The organism is Sphingobium sp. LMC3-1-1.1 (assembly GCF_040676285.1).
Lineage (GTDB): Bacteria > Pseudomonadota > Alphaproteobacteria > Sphingomonadales > Sphingomonadaceae > Sphingobium.
The window spans coordinates 18,012-35,248 of record NZ_JBEGHQ010000023.1; the positions used below are offsets into that span (position 1 = coordinate 18,012).

The window sequence follows — 17,237 nt, forward strand, 5'->3', positions numbered from 1 at the left end:
TGTGAGGACGGTATGGACGGAGTTCGGGTAGGTAAAAGGATCATAGGCGCGCAGGCGCCCGTCGTCGTGGGGTGGGAAAACATACCGCGCGTGGAAGGAGGACCGTTGAAGCGGTTCGTCTTCACCTGGTTCCAGCCCAGCTTGCTGTTCGCGCTGATCGCCTTCTGGTATTATGCGCCCAATTCGATCGCCAAGGCATCGACCGCCATCGGTATCGGCATCGGCGTCAGAATCCTGTTGCTCGCGCTTGAGTGGGTGAACCCGCGCCACGCAAGCTGGCGCCTGACATGGAAGGAACTCGCCAGCGATCTTTTCTATGTGGGGCTTGGCTATACGCTGCTGAACCTGGTGGAACGCTATATCGGCAGCGATGTCGTGATCGAAGCGGTGCAGCATGATTTCGACTGGGACAAGCTGGCCTGGTTCACGGGCCTGCCCCTGCTGCTGCAGGCGTTGCTGATCTCGTTCATCTTCGATTTCGGCCAATATTGGATGCATCGCGGGATGCACAACTGGTATCCGCTGTGGCTGACCCATGCGCCGCATCATTACATCACCCAGTTGAACATCAACAAGGGCGCGGTCGGCAATCCGGTTGAACTGTTCCTGATCGGCCTCGGCATAGGCGGTTTCTTCGACTTCCTGCCCCGCGCCGCCCTGCTCGCGGGTACATTGGGCCTGGCCGTCGGCACCTACCAGCATATCAATGTCCGCTTCAACTCGCCGCGCTGGTGGCGTTTCCTGTTCAATACGACGGAACATCACAGCATGCACCATTCGCAGGATTATGAAGCCACGCGCAGCAACTATGCGAGCACCTGGATCGTCATCGACCGCCTTTTCGGCACCTGCGTGGATGGCGAGGCGGAACTGCTGGGCATGGAGGGCGGGCGCAAGATGTCGATCGCCGAAACGATGACCTATCCCTTCACCGAGGGCTGGAAATCGCTGAAAGAGCGTTTCGGCAAGGCGCGTTCCGCCCCGGTGACCGCCCAGCCGGCCGAATGATCGACCCCCGGTGCCTGCAAGGGGACATCCTGTGAACCGTCGCTTCATCGATTGGCTCTGGCACGTCCGGGGCAGCCTGCCGCTCGCGCCGGGGCAATCGCGTGACGACGCCTTTGGCAGGCTTGACCCCCTGTTCCGCGAGGCGGGCACCAGCCACGACCGGACGGACGATACCCTGACCTTCCGCAAAAAGGGGCAGGGGGCGCAGGACAGGATGTCGATCTTCGACGGCGGCGTGCTTCAGATCAGGAAGGGTGCGGCGGGACTTGTGCTGCACTATCATCTCAGCAGCCGGGCCTTGCTGTTCTGCTTTCTGGCGCCCCTGCTTTTCCTGGGCTTTGCCCAATTGACCATCGTCGCCGGGAAGATCGAGAAGGCAACCGCCCATGCGACGGCGAAAAAGCCCGAGAAAAAGGATGCGATCCTGCAGCTGCATCCGATCGACAAGTTTCTGGGTGCGCCCGCGCCCGAAAAGCCGAAGAAGGACAAGGCGAAGTCGGAGGAGGATGACAAGAAACCTTCCCCCAGGGCCGCCTATATCTTCGCCGCGATCTTCGCCTGCCTCTATGTCGTCGGGCGCGTTCTGGAAGGCAGGCTGGTCAGGTCGCTGTTTCGAAAGAGCCTGCTAGGCGCATAGCGTCTTTCCGTCCGCCTGGAGCGTCGTGCGCAAAAGTGAGAACCGGTTTTGCGCAAAAACGATGCGACGTCAAAAGTATAGAGCGCGCTGCATGACTCGGATTTAACGCAACGCGCTCTAGCGAAAACGCTCCGGCCATGCATCCTCAATTGGGACGTGGGGCGACCGGATATATGATGAAATCGTCATGCACCTGCGGTTGCTCCGGTACATTCAGGGCGGCCTTGAGCCCGGTCTGAAGCTCCGTGATGCTTGCTGCCGGCAATTCCAGCAGATGTTCGTCAGGATGCGCCTTTGCTTCGTGGGGATAATCCCGGCCGGGCGACCGCGTCATTTCGATATGCGCGCCCAGCACGGCGCGGACGGGATGCCGGGCCGCGAACGCCGCCACCCGATCGACGCTGGCGCGATCGTCAGGCAGGAAATTGACGGGCACATAGAGACGGCCGGGATAAAGCGTGTCGCCTGACAGCAGGATCTTCAGCCTTGGATCATAGACCATGATCGCCGCGGCCTGGTGGCCTGGAGTCGGAATGATGGTGAGCGCGCGGCCGCCAAGGTCGAATGTGGCCAGGCTGTCGGGCCAGCGCGCAATGCCGAAGAAGCGGGCCACGTCCTGGGGCTCAAGCCCGATGACCGTCGTGTCGGGCCGGTCGCGAAAGGCGCTGTCGCCGGCGACATGATCGCCATGGCTGTGGCTGTGCGCCACGACCAGCGGAACCGCGGGGCGTCCATGCGCCGCCGACCATTGCGCCACCAGCCGGTCCACCGCGGGTCGGATGCGGCCGCCCTCCGCGCCGGTGTCGATCAGCAGCGCCTTGTCGCGGCCGAAGAGCAGGTAGAGAAAAGGTGCCTCGAAATTGGTCTTCACCGACTGGCGGATGACGAAACTGTCGTTGTCCAGCGCCTGCACCTGGACTTCCGGTTCCTGCGGCAACGTCCCGTCGATCCAACTCTCGGCAAACAGCCGGGGCGCCGCAGCTCCCTTGGCCGACAGGGATGGCTGGCCGCAAGGGACCATGATCGCCAGCATGATCCCGGCCAGCCTGGCCGATCGAACGACCGCAGTGCCGCGCGCTGTCATGTCCCGCCTCCCTTTCCTTGCAATATCTTCCGGAACATTCTCATGGGAAGGAAAGCAAGCTTTCCGTAGATGTCGAATCCTCGGTAACATCGGATGCAAGAGATCGACTTCAAAATGATCGATATATGGAAAACGGGGAGCGATCCGTCATGGATACTCCCCGTTCCCGGATGTGGTTCAATATTTGAACCGTGCTTCAATACCGAAGGTTCGTGGGCTGATGACTGCCCGCTTGTAGTAACGCAGGACCACTCCATCGTTCAGCCCGACGCGGGATCGGTCGTTGGCGACCGAAGACACCGCATATTTGTCGAAGATGTTGTTGGCAAAGATGCCCAGGCTGTATCTTTCGGTTTCATAGGCCAGCGAGGCGCGATGGAGCACATAGCCGGGCAGCTTGTCGCCAAAGGCGCGATCCCAGCCGAGCCGCGTCACGACGCTGCCGCGATAGGTCGCCGTCCAGTCTGCGACGATGTTGCCCTCCTTGAACGGCAGGGTGTAGGTCGCGCCCAGGCTGCCGCTGTTCTTCGCCGAACCGGGCAGGCGGTCGCCGGATAGCGCGTCGAGCTTGATCGGAACGCTGGGATAGGTTCCCGCCGGATCGTTGACGGGTATGTTGTCCGGCACATTCTGGGTCAATTTGGCATTCGTGTAGGAATAGGTGCCCTGGATCGACAGGCCGTCGACAGGCTTTACCTGGAAAGAGGTTTCAAAGCCTTCTGACTTCGCCTTGCCGCCGTTCACCGTGATGCCGACAATTCCGTTCAGCGTGGCCGAATCAAGCTGAATACCATCCCATTTGATATGGAAGATGTTGAAATTGAACGTCAGCTTGCGGTCGAACCATTGGGTGCGGATGCCGATTTCCGCATTCTTGGTGGTATCCGGGCCATATTGGACTTCGTTCGGCAGGCCGCAGGGCAGCTGGGTATTGTTGATATTGTCGCCGTCCGGATCGTTGGGCAGCGGATTGGGGCAGGGGGCGACACTGTTCGGACCGCCGATGCGATAGCCCTTGCTATATGTCCCATAGAGCATGATGTCGGGCGTGAAATTATAGGAGCTGTTGAACTTCCACACCCAGCCGCTCTTCTTCGCCTTGCCCCCGGCCGGCGGCATGTCATAGGGACTGACCGGATCACCGATCAGCGGCACCACAAGCGCGCCGGCGATCTTCGAAGTATATCCGAAGTATCGTGCACCTGCCGTAAGTTGCCAATTCGGCGTCACCCTGAACGTGCCTTCGCCGAAGATTGCCTTTTCGGTGACTTTCGAGCTCACATAGGATGCATATTCGACTTCGTCCGGATTGGGCTGCGTTCCGAATTCGACCCAGGGATGGTTCGGCACATGCTCGACATAGTCGCGATGCAGCTTCTGACGGTTGAAGAATCCACCCAGCACCCAGCTGAACGGCCCGCCATGCCGTGAAACGAAGCGGACCTCCTGGTTGAATTGCTTGCGTCGATCGACGGACTCGTTCCAGCTGGAGAAGGCCGGAAACGTCTCATAGCCATAATCGAGGTCGAGCAGCAGGTCGGTATTGTCGCTCCGCCTCTGGTTCCTGACGTCGGTATAGGCAGTCGTCGCGACGAGATCGGCGAAGTCCGCCAGATTCGCGTTGATTTCCATGCTGCCAAGATGCGCGCGCCGCTTCACAGGTTCGAGATAACGGGCGGCATTTTCATATCGGCCCGTCCCCAGAACGCCGTTGCTGTTATATTGGCCGCCGTCGGTCCTGGTCTGCTGATAGGCATAAGTGAAATTGGCCTGCAGATCCTCGCTGAACTGCACCAGCAACTGGTTGCGTGTGGTGAAGGTCTTTTCGAAGTTGACGTCGTCCCGCCTTTTCAGATTCGCGGCATAATCCGCGGGGGTGACGGCGTCAGGACCGCTCGGCTGCGGCAGGGACACGCCAGGCTGCTGCAACAGCAGGGGGGAATCGATGAAGCCGGGATCGTAATAATAGCCCGTCGCCGACCGGAAGGCGACATGATCCTGGAAGATCGGTATGTTGATGACCCCGTCCAGCTGGAAGCCGGTATTGCCGCTATGATCCTTGCCATAAAGGCGGCCATGCGCCTCGCTTCCGAAGGTCGTCAGGTTGGGCCGGTTCGGGATGTTGCGGATCGCGCCCGCCAGGGTGCCCAGGCCGTAAAGCGTGCCCTGCGGACCCAGCAGCGTTTCCACCCGCGCGATGTCCAGCATCTTGAAGTCGTAATAGAGCGGAACCTCGCCCAGATATACGCCGATCGCATCGTCATAGGAATTGCCCGAGCTGTCCGTGTCCGACGCGTTGAGGCCGCGCAGCACGATCGTGCCGGTCGAACCGGGGCCAGTGTCGGAAATGGTCATGCCGGGCGTGAAGTCAGCGAGATCGCGCACATCGTCGATCCGCTGCTTGGCAATCTGCTCCGCGCCCACGGCGCTGATGTTGATCGGAACGTCCTGGATGGTGGCTGCGCGGCGGGTGGCCGTGACCACGATCTCGTTGCGGTCGCCGCTCGATCCGTCATTTTCCGCGGCATCCTGCGCGAAAACCGTATTGGTGCCGACGCCCATCAAAATGGTCGCGCCCATTAGCGTATTGCGTAGCAATTTCATAGTCTCTCCGACCCCCTTGCCGTTGAGCCTTGAGTGACATCCTTCCTCTTGACGCTCTGGACGAGCCGGCGTCTTGTCACATAATTTGCCCGCCGCAGGACCGATCATTTTTATAATGGCTTACACTGCAGCCGTTTCTGAACAGCCTGTCATGGCGAAGCGGAAAGGTGACGATACATTTCCGAACATCGCGCAAATCACATGGAGTTCCGCGCTTGAATGCCGCGCGCGCTATGCGGGCGACAGCCGGTATCTCGCCCGGCACTGCTGCATCGCTGACCCCTGTTCGATCCACATGCCCTCACTTTGCGGCAGATCGCCCTTTCCCGTTCCGCCGCTCGCATGAACGACACAGGACACGGTATGGATATTACCTATCGCGTCAAGCGTAATAATTCCGCACCTGCTCAGTATGAAGGACGGAACGTGTTGCATTGCATTAAATGGCGGATTTTGGCGGGATGAGCATCTTGTCCGACAAGATGGCATCTCTTGCAACACCTCGTCAGACCCGTGTGCCGCCCAAGGATGGAAAGGCTTCGACCCGGCGAATCGCCCCGGTGGCGAACCTGTTCCGAATCGTCTGATAATCCGCTTAATGCAGCAGGATGGGAGAAGGATCTCGACGATGTCCCCGCACGTTGACGATTTTCCGACAGCGCCGGGCCGGCCCATGTCTGGTTCCGACGTTATTACATTTTATGAATGTCGTAATATTTTCTATGGACAAGGCCATGCAGCAAGGCGATGCTGCATTGCGAAAGGGGATCGAATCATGATCAGGACGGTTGGCAAGGCAGGCATGATCGCAGCGCTCGCCGGGGCTCTCATGCTCGCCTCCTGTTCACAGGCGCCCGATCCCGCGACCGGGCAGCGGAAAGAGTTCAGCATCGGCTGGTCAATCTACGCCGGATGGATGCCGTGGCCCTATGCGCAACAGGCGGGCATCGTGAAGAAGTGGGCCGATAAATACGGCATCAAGATCAATGTCGTGCAGGTCAACGACTATGTGGAATCGATCAATCAATATACTGCGGGCAAGTTCGACGGCGTGACCGTCACGAACATGGATGCGCTCACCATTCCCGCTGCCGGCGGCAAGGATACGAGCGCGATCATCGTGGGCGATTATTCGAACGGCAATGATGGCATCCTGCTGAAGGGCGCGGATCAGCTCGCCGCGATCAAGGGGCGGCAGGTGTATCTGGTCGAGCTTTCCGTGTCGCATTATCTGCTGGCGCGCGGGCTCCAGACGGCGGGCCTCAAGCCCACCGACGTCCGGACGGTGAACACGTCCGACGCGGACATAGTGGGCGCCTTTGGCAGCCCAGCGGCCAATGCGGCGGTGGCCTGGAATCCGCAGCTTTCGGTCATGAAGGCGCAGCCGGGCGTGAAGCAGGTGTTCAGCTCGGCCCAGATCCCGGGCGAAATACTGGACCTGCTCGCCGTCGATACCGCGACGCTCAAGGCGAACCCCAATCTTGGCAAGGCGCTGACAGGCATCTGGTATGAAACCGTCGCGTTGATGCAGCGGCAGGACGCGCAGGGCAAGGCGGCGCGCGCCGCCATGGCCAAATTGTCGGGCGCCACGCCGGAAAGTTTCGACGGCCAGTTGTCGACCACGCATCTCTATGCCGATCCCAAGGCAGCGGTGGCCGCGACCGTTGCTCCGGCGCTGGTCAAGACCATGACCCAGGTTCGCGACTTCAGCTTTTCCAAGGGGCTGTTCAAGGGCGCGTCGTCGGCCGACGCCGTGGGCATCGCCTTTCCCGGCGGAAAGACGCTTGGCGATCCGCAGCGGGTGACGCTGCGGTTCGACGACAGCTTCATGAAGCTGGCGGCGGACGGAAAACTCTGATCGCGTTCATTCGATCCTGCCGAAGGTGATGAGACGATGCGTTGGGTGAATCGACATGCGCGCCGAAGCGAACGGATCTTCTGGGGTTCGCTGCCGATCCTGCTGCTGGTGCTGCTTTACCTGTTCATCGCGGCGCAGCGCCATGCCGCCAATCCGCTGGACAAGATCCTGCCGCTTCCCGGCAGCATGGCAACGGCGATGGCCGCGCTGCTCTTTCAACCGGACCCGCTGACCGGCCAGCTTGTCTTCTGGGCCGACACGCTGGCCAGCCTTCAGCGCCTGGGGCTGGGCCTGGGCATCGCCACGCTCTCGGCGTTGGTGGCGGGGCTTGTGCTCGGCGTCCTGCCGCCGGTGCGCGCGACCTTCGGACCCCTGGTGACGGCGGTCGCGGTCATCCCCCCCATTGCGCTGCTGCCGATATTGTTCATCGCGCTGGGCCTGGGGGAGACGGCGAAGGTTGCGCTCATCGTGATCGGCATCGCGCCCGTCATGATGCGCGACATCGCCGCCCATGTGGCAGCCCTCCCGCGGGAGCAGATCATCAAGGCGCAGACGCTGGGTGCCAGTTCCTGGCAGATCATGATCCGCGTCGCCCTGCCGCAGGCCATGCCGCGCCTGCTGCACGCGGTCCGCCTGTCGCTTGGTCCGGCCTGGGTGTTCCTGATCTCAGCGGAGGCGATCGCGTCTGATGTGGGTCTTGGCTACCGGATATTCCTGGTCCGCCGCTATCTCTCGATGGACGTGATCATACCCTATGTCGCCTGGATCGCGATCCTTGCGATCCTGATGGATGTGGCGCTGACCCTCGCCAGCCAATGGCTTTACCCCTGGGCACATGGAGAGCGGCATTGAGCGCGCTGCTGTCCCTTCGCGACATCTGGGTCGAATATGGCGACAAGATCGTCCTGGAGAAGGTGAACCTCGACATCGAAACGGGTTCCTTCGTCTCGATCATAGGGCCCTCCGGCGCCGGAAAGAGCAGCCTGCTGCGCGTCGTCCTGGGCCAGGAAGTGCCCAGCCGCGGGACCATATTGCTGGACGGAACGCCGCTTACGCCGGAATGCGGGCCCGATCGCGGCGTCGTGTTCCAGCGCTATTCGGTGTTCCCGCACCTTTCCGCCCTGCAGAACACGATCTTCGGGCTGGAATGCGCCGAGGCTCCCTTCGCGGGCCGGCTGTTCGGCCATGCGCGCCGCGCAGCCAGGGCGGAGGCGGAGGAGATGCTGGACGCGGTCGGCCTGCGCGATTCGATGCATCTCTATCCCGCGCAGATGTCGGGCGGCATGCAGCAACGTCTTGCCATCGCCCAGGCCCTCATCAAACAGCCTCGCATCCTGCTTCTCGACGAGCCGTTCGGCGCCCTGGATCCCGGCATCCGCGCGGACATGCATGTGCTGATCACGCGGCTTTGGCGGGATTATTCGCTGACGATCATCATGGTGACCCACGACATCAGGGAAGCCTTTTCGCTCGGCACGCGGGTGCTTGCGCTCGACAAGCGCCGCCATGACCCGCACGCGCCCCATCGGTTCGGCGCGACCGCGGTTTACGACCTGCCGCTGCGCGACCGGTCAGAACCGGCGGCGAGCGAAGAATCCGACGCTCCGGACGAGAGCGAACGGAATGAAGAGGAAAGGACGGATCATGAGTAGCGACACCGGAACTCTGGCGCGGCTCAGCATGAGCCTGCCGGGCGATCTGTTCCGGCAACTCGACGCCATGGTGGAGGAACGCGGGCTGCCGTCGCGGTCCCAGCTCATTGCCGAACTGATCCGCCACGCGCTGGCCGAGCATGAGGCCTTCACCCGCCCGGACGAGATGCTCGCGGGCACCATCACGATCGTCTATCGCGGCGATCGGGGGCGGGTGCGGCATCAGCTTGCCCAGACGCAGGCGGATTATCTCAAGGAGGTGATCTCGTCCCAGCATGTGTTCCTGGAAGGGGACCAGTCGCTTGAAGTGCTGCTGGTGCAGGGGCCTGCGTCCCTGTTGAAGGAATTGTGCGACGCGCTGCGCCGGGTCCGGGGCGTCCACCAGCTTCAGCTCGTCACGACCACCGCGCTGCTGCCGCCGCTCTATGAGCAGGAAAACGGCAGCCAGAAGGGGAATGCCGCATGACCGGATCTCTCGCCAATCCCTTGGCCGCCCGTGATCACGCCCGCAGCATGGCGGGGACGGTGGTGGAGGCGATGCCGCTGTTGCCGCCGGCGGCGGATGACCTTCCGGCCGACGTGCCTGCCCAGGACCTGTTGTGGGAAGAAACGATCGCGGCCGGCGGCTATGCCACGCGCCGCCTGCCGCGCGGCGCGCGCCTGCGCCTGATCGACCTCAGGGGCGATGCCTGCGCATCGATGCTGCTGTTCAACGCGGACATGCCGACCGAGCGGCTCAACGTGGCCGATACGGTGAAGGTGCAATGGAACGCCTATCTGGGCCAGGGCAAGCTGCTGCTGTCGGACATGGGCAGGGTGCTCATGAGCTTTCTGGAGGACAGCGCGGGCACGCATGACAGCTTCTGCGGGACTTCCAACGCCGCGACCAATGCCGCCCGCTACGGCAATGGCGCCAATAGCGGGCCTTGTCCCAACGGACGCGACCGTTTCCTGCTGGGCGCGGCGAAGCACGGGTTGCAGCGGCGCGACGTCCATCCCTGCGTGACGCTGTTCAAGGGCGCGAAGATCGAGGTGGATGGCGCGATCACGCCGCTGATCGGACCCTTTCCCGCCGGCCGCAGCGTCGTGCTGCGCGCCGAGATGGACGTGACACTGGTCATCGCCAACTGCCCCCATGTCCTGGACCCGCGGGAGCGGTGGACCGTGACGCCGCTGCGGGCCAGCGCCTGGCGCGGCCCCGTGACGCCGGAGGACGACGTCATCCGCAATGCCACGCCGGAGGGACTGCGCGCCTTCCTGAATGTCGAAGATTATTATCGCCGCTAGAGCGCCTTTGCCTTTGAGCGAAAACGCTCTGTCTTTTGATCCCGCATCTTCCGGATTGTCGACCATCAGGGGCCAACTGGAAAAATGCCCAGGAAAGAACGGGTTTCCGCATGAGCTTTGATCCCCATTTGACGGGCCTTTCGGGGGCCATTGTCCATGATGTCGTGGTGCCCGCACGGGCGCCGTGGCTGCATCATGTCGATGCCGGCCAGACATTGCGCATCGTCGACCTGGAAGGCAACCAGGCCGTCGACTTCCTCCTCTATTCGGCGGCGGACGACGCTGAACGGTACAGCGCGCAGGATACCGTGGCCGCGCAGGGCAATCTGTTCCTGCGCGAGGGCACGGTGCTGCGATCCAATGAGGGGCGCGCGATGATGACCATCGCGGCGACGTCGGTCGACTATCACGATACCATCGGCGGCGCCTGTTCGTGCGAATCCAACACGCTGCGCTACGGCCACCACACCAAGTCCGAACATGCCTGCGTGGAAAACTTCCTGGAGGCCAATCTGCTGGAAGGGCGCGGCAAGCGCGACATCGTTTCCAACATCAACTTCTTCATGAACGTGCCGGTCGAGGAAGACGGTTCGCTCGGCATCGTCGACGGGATCTCCGCGCCCGGCCTGACCGTGGACCTGAAGGCGGAAATGGACGTGATCGTCGTCGTGTCGAACTGCCCGCAGATCAACAATCCCTGCAACGGCTTCAACCCAACCCCCGTCCGCATGATCGTGACCGCATGAGCTTCGATACGGTCCTCATCGCCAATCGCGGCGCTATCGCCACGCGCATCATTCGCACCTTGCGGCGCATGGGCCTGCGCTCGGTCGCGGTCTATTCCGAAGCGGACGAAAATTCCCTGCACGTCGCGCAGGCGGACGAGGCGGTCTGCATCGGCCCGGCGCGGGCGTCGGACAGCTATCTCGACATCAATGCCATATTGAGCGCCGCCCGCGCCACGGGCGCCGGCGCGATCCATCCGGGCTACGGCTTCCTTGCCGAAAATGTGGAGTTTGCCGAAGCCTGCGCCGCAGCCGGCATCGTCTTCATCGGCCCGACGACCGACAATATCCGCACCTTTGGCCTGAAGCACAGCGCGCGCGCCCTGGCGGCGGCCCATGGCGTGCCGCTGGCGCCGGGCACCGGCCTGCTGACCGATGAGGAGGAGGCCGTGGCGGCGGCGCGGGATATCGGGTTCCCCGTCATCCTGAAGGCAACGGCCGGCGGCGGCGGCATCGGCATGCGCATCTGCGAGGAGGAAAGCGACGTTCGGGAGGGCTTTGCCGCCGTGGCGCGCCAGGGCCAGAGCAATTTCGGCGACGCGGGCATATTCCTTGAACGCTATATCCGCAGGGCGCGGCACATTGAAGTGCAGCTTTTCGGCGATGGCGAAGGCCGGGTCATGCCGCTGGGAGAGCGCGACTGTTCGCTCCAGCGCCGCAACCAGAAGGTGGTCGAGGAATCCCCCGCGCCCCTGTTGCCGCCCGCCGTCCGCCGCGAGTTGATCGCCGCCGCCACCCGCCTGGGCCAGGCCGCCGTCTACCGCTCCGCCGGAACCGTGGAATTCCTCTACGACGCCGAGCGCCAGCAATTCTTCTTTCTTGAGATGAATACGCGCCTGCAGGTCGAACATGGCGTCACCGAAGAGGTGATGGGCATTGATCTGGTCGAATGGATGATCCGCGGCGGCGCGGGCGACTTTGCCTTTCTCGACGCGCCGCCGCCCCAGCCGCGCGGCCATTCGGTGGAGGTGCGGCTCTATGCCGAAGATCCGACGCTCGATTATCGTCCGACTTCCGGAACGCTGACGGCGGTTCAGTTCCCCCCCGACATCCGCGCCGAAACCTGGTGCATGGCAGGCAGCGACGTCAGCATCTGGTACGATCCGATGCTGGCCAAGCTGATCGTCCATGCCCCGACGCGTGATGAGGCGATCGCAAAGATGCAGGCCGCGCTCGACCAGAGCCGCGTCGATGGCATAGAGACAAATCTGCGCTGGCTGCGCGATGTGGTCCGGTCCGACGCCTTCGTCAGCGGCGAGGTGTCCACCCGCGCTCTTGACGGCGTCGTTTCCCATCCCAGCAGCATCCGCGTGATCAGCGGCGGCACCGCCACCACCGTTCAGGACTGGCCGGGCCGGCAGAAATTATGGGCGGTCGGCGTCCCTCCTTCGGGGCCGATGGACGATCAGTCCTTCCGCATGGGCAACCGGCTGCTGGGCAATCCCGAAGGGACCGCCGGACTGGAAGTCACGGTGACCGGCCCGACGCTGGACTTCACCGCGCCGGCGCGCATCTGCCTCATGGGCGCTGATTTCGGGGCGACGCTGGATGGCCAGGCCGTGGCACGGGGCGTCGCGATCGACGTGGTGGCCGGCCAGACGCTTGCCCTTGGCCGCGCGTCCGGCGGCGGCCTGCGGGCCTATATCCTGTTCGCCGGCGGTCTCGACATCGCGCCCTATCTCGGCAGCCGCAGCACCTTCGAACTCGGCCAGTTCGGCGGGCACGCCGCTCGCCGGCTGCTGGCGGGCGATACCCTGCACCTCGCGCGCGATCGAACAGGCGCGCCGCTTGCTTCCGCCGACCTGCCGGCTCTTTCGACGCAATGGACGTTGCGCGTCCTCTATGGTCCCCACGGCGCGCCGGATTTCTTCACCGATGCCGATATAGAGGCCATCGTCGCCGCCGAATGGCAGGTCCATTACAACAGCAATCGCACCGGCGTCCGCCTGATCGGACCCAAGCCGCAATGGGCCCGCGCCGACGGCGGCGAGGCCGGGTTGCACCCATCCAACATTCACGACAATCCCTATGCCATCGGTGCCGTCGACTTTACCGGCGACATGCCGATCATCCTGGGCCCTGACGGCCCTTCGCTTGGGGGTTTCGTCTGCCCCTTCGTGGTGATCGCGGCCGATCGGTGGAAAATCGGCCAGCTTGCGCCGGGCGACAAGCTGCGTTTCGCCCCCGTCAACATCGACGATGCGGCCGTGGCGGATGCGTTGCAGCGGCGGCTGCTCGCCTCCGGATCGGTGGAGGATGCCGCGCCGGTGCGGCCGATCGAAATGCTCTCGCCCATCCTTGCAGAGATGCCGGAGCAGCCCGGCCGTCCACGGACTGTCTATCGCCAGCAGGGTGATCGCAACATCCTGGTCGAATATGGTCCCATCATACTCGACATAGAATTGCGGATTCGGGTCCACGCACTGATGACGGAGCTGGAACGGATCGCCCTGCCCGGCATAATCGATGTCGTTCCGGGCATCCGTTCGCTGCAACTGCATTTCGACGGCGAACAACTGGATCAGCGTGCCGCGCTGGCAGCGCTGATCTCTGCGGAGGAGCGCCTGGGCGACCTTGAGGATTTCACCATTCCTTCCCGCGTGGTCCATATGCCGCTCAGCTGGCGCGATCCGGCGACGATCGAGACGATCGAGAAATATATGGGCGGCGTGCGCGCCGACGCGCCCTGGTGCCCGGACAACATCGAATTCATCCGTCGCGTCAACGGCCTTCCCGACGCGGCGGCGGTGGAGCAACTGATCTTCGAGGCGAATTACCTCGTCCTGGGGCTGGGCGACGTCTATCTGGGCGCGCCGGTCGCGACCCCGGTCGATCCGCGGCACCGGCTCGTCACCACCAAATACAACCCCGCCCGCACCTGGACGCCGCCCAATGTCGTGGGCATCGGCGGCGCCTATATGTGCATCTACGGGATGGAAGGACCGGGCGGCTATCAACTGTTCGGCCGGACCATCCAGGTGTGGAACACGCATCGCCAGACCGATGTCTTTGTCGAGGGGAAGCCCTGGCTGCTGCGCTTCTTCGATCAGATCCGATTCTATCCGGTCAGCGCGGAGGAACTGGCCGAATGGCGCCGCGATTTCCCGAGCGGGCGGCGTTCCATCCGGATCGAACCGTCGGAGTTCCGGCTGGCCGACTATCGCGCCTTCCTGGCTGAAAATGCCGATGCCATCGCCGCCTTCGAGGCGCACCGGCAGGACGCCTTCGACGAGGAGCGTGCCGAATGGCAGCGCAGCGGCGAGTTCGACCGCATCACCAGCCTGACGGAGGCCGACGCGGCCGAGCCGGACGTGATCGACGTGCCGGAGGGGGCCGATCTGGTCGAAACGCCCTTTGGCGGCAGTATCTGGAAATTGCTGGTTGAGGTCGGCGACGAAGTGAAGGCGGGCGATACGATTGCCGTCATCGAGGCCATGAAGATGGAATGCGCGGTGCAGAGCCCCTTCACCGGCACGGTCGCGGCCATCTATGTGCAGGAGCGGCAGGCATTGCAGCCCGGCGCACCGGTGCTGGCGTTGAGGGCCGGGGCATGACCGCGTTCGACCGGCGCAGCGCTGCGGCAATCGCGGGAGACATCAGGGCGGGCCATGCCAGTGCGGTTGCCGTGATGGAGGAGACGGTTGCCCGGATCGCCGCCTATGACGCCGTGCAGCCGCAGATCTGGATCAGCCGGGCAAGGCCCGACGACCTGATCGCGGCCGCGCGGGCCATCGACGCCCGCCTCGCCGCGGGAGAGGACCTGCCGCTGGCCGGCGTTCCGTTCGCGGTCAAGGACAATATCGACGCCGCCGGGTTCGACACGACCGCCGCCTGCCCGGCCTTCGCCTATCGTCCGGGACGGTCGGCGACGGTCGTCGAACGCCTGGCCGCGGCCGGCGCGATCTGCGTCGGCAAGACCAATCTCGACCAGTTCGCCACCGGCCTCAACGGCACGCGCAGCCCCTATGGCAGTCCGCGCAACGCCTATGATCTCGCCTATGTCAGTGGCGGGTCCAGTTCGGGTTCCTCGGTGGCGGTGGCGGCCGGGCTGGTCCCCTTCGCGCTGGGGACGGACACGGCCGGTTCGGGCCGCGTGCCCGCCGCCTTCCAGCATCTGGTCGGGTTCAAGCCGAGCAAGGGGAGATGGAGCAATCGCGGACTGGTGCCCGCTTGCCGCACGCTGGATTGCATCACCGTCTTCACCGGCGATACCGCTGACGCCGGCTTGCTCGACGGGATCATTGCCGGCTTCGATCCGGCGGACCCCTATTCGAAGCCGTTGTCGGACCTCCCGCGCCGGTGCAGGACCATCGGCGTGCCCCGCCGGGACCAGCGCGCCTGGTTCGGCGACGTGGAATCCGAATATCTGTACGATCGCGCATTGCAGCGGCTGGCAGGGCTGGCCGATATTGTGGAGATCGACATCGCACCGCTCCTCGAAGCGGCGCAACTTCTCTACGGCGGACCCTGGGTGGCGGAGCGGGCCGCGGCCATGGCGACGCTGCTCGCCGACGATCCCGACGCGATCGACCCCACCGTGCGGGAGGTCGTGGAACCCGGGCTGACGATTGGCGCGGTGGAATTGTTCAACGGCATCTATCGCCTGGCCGAACTCAAGCGGCATTCCGACCAGCAATGGGCCGATATCGACCTGATGGCCTTCCCGACCACAGGCACCACCTTCCGCGTTGCCGAACTGCTCGCCGCGCCGGTCGCGCTCAACAGCGCGCTTGGCTATTACACCAATTTCGTGAACCTGCTCGACATGGCTGCCGTGGCTGTTCCAGCCGGCATCAGGGCCAATGGCACCGGGTTCGGCATTACCCTGATCGGCCCCGCCGACAGCGATCGCGCCCTGCTCGACGCGGCGGACGCCTATCTCGCCAAGGCTGATCTTCCTTCCCCACCCCCGCTTGATCTGGAGGGCAAAATGCAGACCGTGAAACTCGCCGTCGTGGGCGCTCATCTCAAGGACATGCCGCTTCACTGGCAACTGACATCGCGCGAGGCGAAGTTCGTCGGCGCCTTTGAAACGGCGCCGACCTACCGGCTCTATGCCATGGCGAACAGCGTCCCGCCCAAGCCGGCGCTCGTGCACAGCGAGGATGGCGGCCCGATCGCGCTTGAGGTTTACGAGCTGGGTGTGGCGGAGTTCGGAAGTTTCGTGGCCGAAGTGCCTGCGCCGCTGGCGATCGGCACGGTGACGCTGGCGGACGGCAGCAGCGTCAAGGGCTTTGTCGCAGAGCCGCGCGCGCTGACGGGCGCGGAGGACATTACGGCGCTGGGCGGCTGGCGCGCCTATATGGACGGAAGGGCCTAGCGATGCCGAAGCTCCGCATCATGGGGCGATTTCCCGGCGATCGGCGCCGATCGCTGGCCAGGAAATCCGCGCTTGCCGCCGCGCTGACGGCAAGCTGCGCCACCTTCCTGTTCGCTTCCCCCGCAAGCGCCGAGCAGGTGATCCAGGTGCCGGGCTTTGCTGATTTCCTGGCGGTCGATGGCGACGGCGTCTGGGTGACCAACGCCGGTCGCGTCGAACGCTGGACCCGGAAGGGCAAGAAGGCGGAAGTCGCCATGGGGCGCCCCTGCGGCGCCATGGCGATATTGGCCGGATCCTTATGGGTGGCCGATTGCGCGCAAAATGCACTGGTCCGGATCGACACCGCCACCGCCGAAAAGACGGCGACCATAGCCACCGGCATCGCCAATCCGAAGGGCGAACTCAACATCGTCGCCGAAGCCGGATCGATCTGGGTCGCCAGCGACCAGAAGGGTGTCGTCTCTCGCGTCGATCCCGCGAGCAACCAGGTGACGGCGACCGTCCCGGTCAATGCGGGAACCTATTATCTCGCCTCCGGCTTCGGCTCGGTCTGGGCAGTGAGCAGCGACGGCGCGACGATCCAGCGCATCGACCCGGCGACCAACAGCGTGGTCAAGACCACGGCGCTGGGCAAGCAGCCGGGTTTTCTGGCGGCCGGCGAAGGCGCCGTCTGGGTTCAGGAACAGGGCGACGGGACGGTCGCCCGCGTCGATCCGGTCAGCGGCGAGGTGACCGGCCGCGTCAAGGTGGGCGAGGTGCTGCAATATGGCGATATCGACACGGGCGGCGGCGTCATATGGCTGCGCACGACCGAAGGGCAGACCTTCGTGGCGATTGATCCCGAAACGCTGACGATCAAGGCTCGCGTCGGCAAGGTCGAAGGCAGCGGCGCGCTGCGCTATACCCGCAAGGGCCTTTGGACATCGGCGCATGACGTGCATACGCTGAGCTGGTGGCCCCATCCGGCCAGGCTGGCGAAATGACCGGGGCGCTGCCCTGATC

At 63.9% G+C, this 17,237-nt stretch carries 13 protein-coding genes; 11 read left to right on the forward strand and 2 right to left on the reverse strand.

Going from position 1 to position 17,237, the window contains the following annotated elements; all coding sequences use genetic code 11:
- Window positions 1-12 precede the first annotated feature (12 nt).
- The gene (locus tag MRBLMC3_RS13535; protein WP_363829605.1) at window positions 13-1,008 is read left to right on the forward strand and encodes a sterol desaturase family protein; all 996 of its coding nucleotides are present in this window, start codon (window positions 13-15) and stop codon (window positions 1,006-1,008) included.
- A 31-nt stretch (window positions 1,009-1,039) separates the two neighbouring features.
- Complete coding sequence (locus MRBLMC3_RS13540) at window positions 1,040-1,645, forward strand: hypothetical protein (RefSeq protein WP_363829607.1); 606 nt, start codon at window positions 1,040-1,042, stop codon at window positions 1,643-1,645.
- 145 nt (window positions 1,646-1,790) lie between these two features.
- Here MRBLMC3_RS13540 and MRBLMC3_RS13545 read toward each other — a convergent pair whose 3' ends face one another.
- Together MRBLMC3_RS13545 and MRBLMC3_RS13550 are read right to left on the reverse strand one after the other, a co-directional pair.
- Window positions 1,791-2,729: an MBL fold metallo-hydrolase gene (locus MRBLMC3_RS13545; RefSeq protein ID WP_363829609.1), complete on the reverse strand. Its 939-nt coding sequence runs from the start codon at window positions 2,727-2,729 to the stop codon at window positions 1,791-1,793.
- A gap of 177 nt (window positions 2,730-2,906) precedes the next feature.
- Window positions 2,907-5,333 (reverse strand): TonB-dependent receptor, encoded by a 2,427-nt coding sequence (locus tag MRBLMC3_RS13550; protein WP_363829611.1) that lies wholly within the window; start codon window positions 5,331-5,333, stop codon window positions 2,907-2,909.
- Between the two features lie 775 nt (window positions 5,334-6,108).
- Here MRBLMC3_RS13550 and MRBLMC3_RS13555 point away from each other — a divergent pair.
- From MRBLMC3_RS13555 to MRBLMC3_RS13595, 9 genes are all read left to right on the forward strand, one after another.
- Window positions 6,109-7,191, forward strand: coding sequence for a putative urea ABC transporter substrate-binding protein (locus tag MRBLMC3_RS13555; protein ID WP_363737410.1), 1,083 nt, complete (start codon window positions 6,109-6,111; stop codon window positions 7,189-7,191).
- A 36-nt stretch (window positions 7,192-7,227) separates the two neighbouring features.
- The gene (locus tag MRBLMC3_RS13560) at window positions 7,228-8,043 is read left to right on the forward strand and encodes an ABC transporter permease (protein WP_363829613.1); all 816 of its coding nucleotides are present in this window, start codon (window positions 7,228-7,230) and stop codon (window positions 8,041-8,043) included.
- The gene (locus MRBLMC3_RS13565) at window positions 8,040-8,843 is read left to right on the forward strand and encodes an ATP-binding cassette domain-containing protein (RefSeq protein ID WP_363829616.1); all 804 of its coding nucleotides are present in this window, start codon (window positions 8,040-8,042) and stop codon (window positions 8,841-8,843) included. The genes MRBLMC3_RS13560 and MRBLMC3_RS13565 overlap by 4 nt, the downstream gene beginning before the upstream one ends.
- On the forward strand, window positions 8,836-9,309 hold the full coding sequence (locus MRBLMC3_RS13570; protein WP_133652750.1) for a CopG family ribbon-helix-helix protein: 474 nt from the start codon (window positions 8,836-8,838) through the stop codon (window positions 9,307-9,309). Before MRBLMC3_RS13565 ends, MRBLMC3_RS13570 begins: the two co-directional genes overlap by 8 nt.
- Complete coding sequence (locus tag MRBLMC3_RS13575; RefSeq protein WP_363829618.1) at window positions 9,306-10,130, forward strand: urea amidolyase associated protein UAAP1; 825 nt, start codon at window positions 9,306-9,308, stop codon at window positions 10,128-10,130. The genes MRBLMC3_RS13570 and MRBLMC3_RS13575 overlap by 4 nt, the downstream gene beginning before the upstream one ends.
- Window positions 10,131-10,240: 110 nt before the next feature.
- Window positions 10,241-10,876: an urea amidolyase associated protein UAAP2 gene (locus MRBLMC3_RS13580; protein WP_363829620.1), complete on the forward strand. Its 636-nt coding sequence runs from the start codon at window positions 10,241-10,243 to the stop codon at window positions 10,874-10,876.
- Window positions 10,873-14,469 (forward strand): urea carboxylase, encoded by a 3,597-nt coding sequence (uca, locus tag MRBLMC3_RS13585; RefSeq protein WP_363829623.1) that lies wholly within the window; start codon window positions 10,873-10,875, stop codon window positions 14,467-14,469. Before MRBLMC3_RS13580 ends, uca begins: the two co-directional genes overlap by 4 nt.
- Window positions 14,466-16,235, forward strand: a complete 1,770-nt coding sequence (gene atzF, locus MRBLMC3_RS13590; RefSeq protein ID WP_363829625.1) for an allophanate hydrolase — start codon at window positions 14,466-14,468, stop codon at window positions 16,233-16,235. The genes uca and atzF overlap by 4 nt, the downstream gene beginning before the upstream one ends.
- A gap of 2 nt (window positions 16,236-16,237) precedes the next feature.
- Complete coding sequence (locus MRBLMC3_RS13595; protein ID WP_414714647.1) at window positions 16,238-17,218, forward strand: DUF6923 family protein; 981 nt, start codon at window positions 16,238-16,240, stop codon at window positions 17,216-17,218.
- Window positions 17,219-17,237: the final 19 nt, after the last annotated feature.

Bases quoted from the DNA above. Each gene is read 5' to 3' on its own strand.
- atzF (WP_363829625.1), top strand. From the start codon at position 14,466: ATGACCGCGTTCGACCGGCGCAGCGCTGCGGCAATCGCGGGAGACATC.
- MRBLMC3_RS13555 (WP_363737410.1), top strand. From the start codon at position 6,109: ATGATCAGGACGGTTGGCAAGGCAGGCATGATCGCAGCGCTCGCCGGG.
- MRBLMC3_RS13550 (WP_363829611.1), bottom strand. From the start codon at position 5,333: ATGAAATTGCTACGCAATACGCTAATGGGCGCGACCATTTTGATGGGC.
- MRBLMC3_RS13545 (WP_363829609.1), bottom strand. From the start codon at position 2,729: ATGACAGCGCGCGGCACTGCGGTCGTTCGATCGGCCAGGCTGGCCGGG.
- MRBLMC3_RS13580 (WP_363829620.1), top strand. From the start codon at position 10,241: ATGAGCTTTGATCCCCATTTGACGGGCCTTTCGGGGGCCATTGTCCAT.
- uca (WP_363829623.1), top strand. From the start codon at position 10,873: ATGAGCTTCGATACGGTCCTCATCGCCAATCGCGGCGCTATCGCCACG.
- MRBLMC3_RS13560 (WP_363829613.1), top strand. From the start codon at position 7,228: ATGCGTTGGGTGAATCGACATGCGCGCCGAAGCGAACGGATCTTCTGG.
- MRBLMC3_RS13570 (WP_133652750.1), top strand. From the start codon at position 8,836: ATGAGTAGCGACACCGGAACTCTGGCGCGGCTCAGCATGAGCCTGCCG.
- MRBLMC3_RS13535 (WP_363829605.1), top strand. From the start codon at position 13: ATGGACGGAGTTCGGGTAGGTAAAAGGATCATAGGCGCGCAGGCGCCC.
- MRBLMC3_RS13575 (WP_363829618.1), top strand. From the start codon at position 9,306: ATGACCGGATCTCTCGCCAATCCCTTGGCCGCCCGTGATCACGCCCGC.
- MRBLMC3_RS13595 (WP_414714647.1), top strand. From the start codon at position 16,238: ATGCCGAAGCTCCGCATCATGGGGCGATTTCCCGGCGATCGGCGCCGA.